A 4,049-nucleotide genomic window follows, 5' to 3' on the forward strand; every position below is an offset into this window, starting at 1 on the left:
AGTCATACCGGTAGTTCCGTTGTTCCATGTCCCGCCACGCCGCCATGACTATCCGCCGCCACCCGATCACCCACCGCACTAACTAAGCGGCATTGCGCGCACACGGCGTCGATGTCGGCCGCCCGGGAACGGGTGGTGGCCGGCGTCGCCCACGGTCCGATGGCGCTGGGCGAGACGGTCACCTGGGCGGCGAGGCACTTCGGGATCACCTGGCGGATGACCTCACGGATCAGCGCGTACGACCGGCCGTACCGGTTCGTCGACGAGCAGGTCAGCGGCCCGTTCCGGCACTGGTACCACGAGCACCTGTTCCAGGATGCCCCTGCCGGCGGCGCCGATGCGGCCGGCGGCACGGTGATGGTCGACCGGATCGAGTTCACCGCACCGGCTGGGCTGATCGGCCGGGTGGTGACGACGCTCTTCCTCCGCCGCTACATGTGCCGGCTGATCGAACGACGCAACGCCTATCTGTTGGACGCGCTCGACCGGGCGGGTCCGGCCCGCTGACCCACCGCGCGGGCCGGATGCCCCGCCGGTTCGCGCCGTTGCCGGGTGCCGCCGGTCCGTCGGGCAGAAATAGTTCGCGATCTGGGCCAGACTGAACACCATGAATGCGCCCGACCTGAATGCCTGTCCGTCGCGGTGGTGCCGACATGGGTGAATCCGACGACGCACTCGACGATCTTCGCGCGGAACTGGCGGTCGGGGTGCGGGCGTATCTCGGCATGACCGACCGTGATTCGGCCGCCGGCCAGGAACGGGTGCAGCGGGTCTGCGCCCAACTGGAATGGTTTCTCAACGGTCTGCTCCGCGAGCATCCCGGCTGGACCCGCCACCGGTACGTGGACGGCCTGTTGCCCGACACCGTCACGGTCACCTCGCCCGTCGCGCTTGAGATCCGGGCGATGATGATCTGGGGGAAGGGACGGAGTCAGTGGATCGAGCCGTTCCTCGGCGCGCTCCGGGTGGCGGCGACCGCGGATAAGATCGAGTCGTACGAGTTCTCGTTCGGCGACGCCGGGCAGGGTCTGGGTCGGACACAGTTCCGGCCGCGTCGCCGCCGACCGGCCGACCCGGCACAGTGGCTGTTCACGCTGACCAGCGACGACTGAGTCACCCCTGGTCCGGCGATCGAGGAGAGGACGCCGGATGTCGACGCGGGCGCCGGACGAGCACGATCTCACCGTACGTCAACTGGAGGCGATCGCCGAGGTCGTGGCGCTGGCCGAGCGGGAGCGGATCGAGGTCTGGCTCCGTGGCGGCTGGGCGATGGACTTCTTCCTCGGAACGCGGACCCGGGAGCACCTGGACGTCGACTGGTTCTGCTGGGCCGCCGACGCCTGGCGGCTGACGGTCGCCCTGGCCGAACTCGATTTCCGGCCGACCGGGACCGCGGCGCGGGAGCGGCAACGCGACTTCCTCCGGGGCGACGTGGAACTGGGCGTCGCCCTGCTCGGCCGGGACGCGACGGGGCAGGTGGTCGTGCCCGCCGGGCCGTACGCGGGTGAACCGTGGCCGGAGGGGATGCTCGACTCGCCGCCGGGCAGGCTCGGGAACGTCTGTGCTCCGATCATCGCGCCGGCCGCCCAAATCGAGATCAAGGAGATGATGCCGGTCTGGGTTCCGGGGATGCCGCGCCGGGACAAGGACCGGACCGATATCCTCCTGCTCCGCCAGGCGATCTCGCAGGGCTGAGCGGCACCACCCCACCGGCTGACGGGGCAAGGCGGCCGGGAACCGACGTCGGCGGGATCGGCCGACGCGCACCGAGAACGAGGTATCTCCGTGGAACATCCCAACGTCACCCTGCTCACCCGGTTCTATGCCGCCCTGGCCTCTGGCGACGGCGCCAGCATGGGCGCCAGCTATTCGGATCGGGCCCATTTCTCCGACCCGCTCTTTCCCGATCTCGACGCGCGCGAGGTACGGGGGATGTGGGCGATGCTGAGCTCGCGCGCTCGGGCGAAGGTCGAGGTCTCGGAGATCGTCGCGGACGACCACGAGGGTTCCGCGCGCTGGATCGCCACGTACCCGTTCGGCGGTCGGACCGTGCGCAACGACGTACGCGCGCGTTTCACCTTCGCCGACGGTCTGATCCTGAGCCATCGCGACGAGTTCGACGTCCAGCGGTGGGCGGCACAGGCCCTGGGCCTGAAGGGACGACTGTTGGCTCTCTCGCCGGCCGGCCGCCGGGTGCTCCGCAAGACCGGTCGGCAGCGGTTGGACGAGTTCCTGGCCGGCCGGGACTGAACCGCCGGGACTGAGCCACCACCGCACTGGGCGCGCTCCCACGGATCCGTGTTACATTGACCGCTGTCATTATATAGACGGTTGTCACCGTAACCAACGGGAGGATGGGAGATGAGAGGTCGCCTCATCGTCGGATTAGCCACCGCGTTAGGCGTCGGTGTCGCCGGACTGGTCGCCGCGAACGCGTCCACGACCGACGGAATCGGCACCAAAGCGATCGGAGACTTCGACTTCACCCGCCCCCAGGTGGTCGCCACCGGGCTGCAGACCCCATGGGGACTGGCGTTCCTGCCCGACGGCAGCGCACTGGTGGCCGAGCGGAACAGCGCCCGGGTGCTCCAGGTACGGTCCGGTCAGCCGCCCCAGCAGGTAGCCCAGATCTCCGGGGTGGCCGCTGGCGGCGAAGCCGGCCTACTCGGGCTCGCGGTCTCGCCGAGCTACGGACAGGACGGGTACGTCTACGCGTACTTCACCTCCAGCAGCGACAACCGGATCGTCCGGTTCCGCTTGACCGCGCCGCAGACCCAGCAGCCGATCCTCACCGGGCTGGCCCGGGCGACCGTGCACGATGGCGGGAGGATCGGCTTCGGGCCGGACGGAATGCTCTACGCCGGAGTCGGCGACGCCGGCCAGACCGCCAGCGCGCAGGATCCGCAGAGCCGTAACGGCAAGATCCTACGGATGCGTCCCGACGGCAGCGCGCCGCCGGACAACCCGACCGCCGGCTCGTTGGTCTACAGCCTCGGCCACCGCAACGTGCAGGGGTTGGCCTGGGACGCGCAGGGCCGGCTCTACGCCAGCGAGTTCGGTCAGAACAGTTGGGACGAGGTCAACCAGATCGTGCCCGGCGGCAACTACGGCTGGCCGACCGTAGAGGGCCGGGCCAACGATCCGCGCTTCCGGGACCCGATCGTCACCTGGACCACCGCCGAGGCGTCCCCCAGCGGCGCCGCCATCGCCGGCAACCGGCTCTTCGTCGCCGCGCTGCGCGGTGCCCGGCTCTGGACGGTGCCGCTCAACGGCAGCGGCGGCGCGGGAACGCCGGTCGCTCAGCTCACCGGCACGTACGGGCGGCTGCGTACGGTTGTCTACGCCCCCGACGGCTCGCTCTGGGTGACCACCAGCAACCGTGACGGACGCGGCACACCGGCGGCGACCGACGACCGGATCCTGCGGTTCCCGCCGGTCGACGGCACACCGCCGCCGACCACCCCTCCCCCGACCACACCACCGCCCACCACACCACCGCCCACCACCCCTCCCCCGACCACACCGCCGCCCACCACACCACCGCCCACCACCTGCACCGTCGGCTGGCAGACCAACCAGTGGGCGGCCGGGTTCACCGCGAACGTGACCATCACCAACCGTGGACCGGCGGTCACCTCGTGGACGCTGACCTGGGCGTTCACCGGCGGCCAGCAGGTCACCAACGGCTGGAACGCCCAGCTGACCCAGTCGGGGCAGAACGTCACCGCCCGCAACGTCAACTGGAACGGCTCGATCGCCACCAACGGCACGGCGACTTTCGGCTTCCAGGCAAACCACTCAGGCAACACACCGCGACCAGCCGAGTTCCGGTTCAACGGGACCGTCTGCGGCGCCGGCTGACCCGTCGTGCCGGCCGGTGCACCGCCGGCACGACGACAGCCGTACCCGGTGGGGGGGGGGGGGGGGGGGGGGGGGCGCCGGGGCCCGGGGGGGGGGCCCCCCCCCCCCGGGGGGGGGGGGGGGGGGCGCGCCGCCCCCCCCCCCCCCCCCCCCCCCCCCCCCCCCCCGCCCCCCCCCCCCCCCCCCCC

At 71.3% G+C, this 4,049-nt stretch carries 5 protein-coding genes; all 5 read left to right on the forward strand.

The window, feature by feature from the left end:
* Positions 1-111 precede the first annotated feature (111 nt).
* The 5 genes from ACIBF5_RS32565 (at position 112) to ACIBF5_RS32585 (ending at position 3,861) form a co-directional block, all read left to right on the forward strand.
* On the forward strand, positions 112-507 hold the full coding sequence (locus tag ACIBF5_RS32565; RefSeq protein ID WP_396816733.1) for a cyclase: 396 nt from the start codon (positions 112-114) through the stop codon (positions 505-507).
* 146 nt (positions 508-653) lie between these two features.
* On the forward strand, positions 654-1,112 hold the full coding sequence (locus tag ACIBF5_RS32570; protein WP_396816734.1) for a hypothetical protein: 459 nt from the start codon (positions 654-656) through the stop codon (positions 1,110-1,112).
* A gap of 37 nt (positions 1,113-1,149) precedes the next feature.
* Complete coding sequence (locus tag ACIBF5_RS32575) at positions 1,150-1,695, forward strand: nucleotidyltransferase domain-containing protein (RefSeq protein ID WP_396816735.1); 546 nt, start codon at positions 1,150-1,152, stop codon at positions 1,693-1,695.
* Between the two features lie 90 nt (positions 1,696-1,785).
* A complete protein-coding gene (locus ACIBF5_RS32580; RefSeq protein WP_396816736.1) occupies positions 1,786-2,250 on the forward strand; it encodes a nuclear transport factor 2 family protein in 465 nt (154 codons plus the stop codon).
* Between the two features lie 111 nt (positions 2,251-2,361).
* A complete protein-coding gene (locus ACIBF5_RS32585; RefSeq protein ID WP_396816737.1) occupies positions 2,362-3,861 on the forward strand; it encodes a PQQ-dependent sugar dehydrogenase in 1,500 nt (499 codons plus the stop codon).
* Positions 3,862-4,049 lie beyond the last annotated feature (188 nt).

The sequence above is a fragment of the Micromonospora sp. NPDC050417 genome (genome assembly GCF_044458865.1).
Classification (GTDB): domain Bacteria; phylum Actinomycetota; class Actinomycetes; order Mycobacteriales; family Micromonosporaceae; genus Micromonospora_G.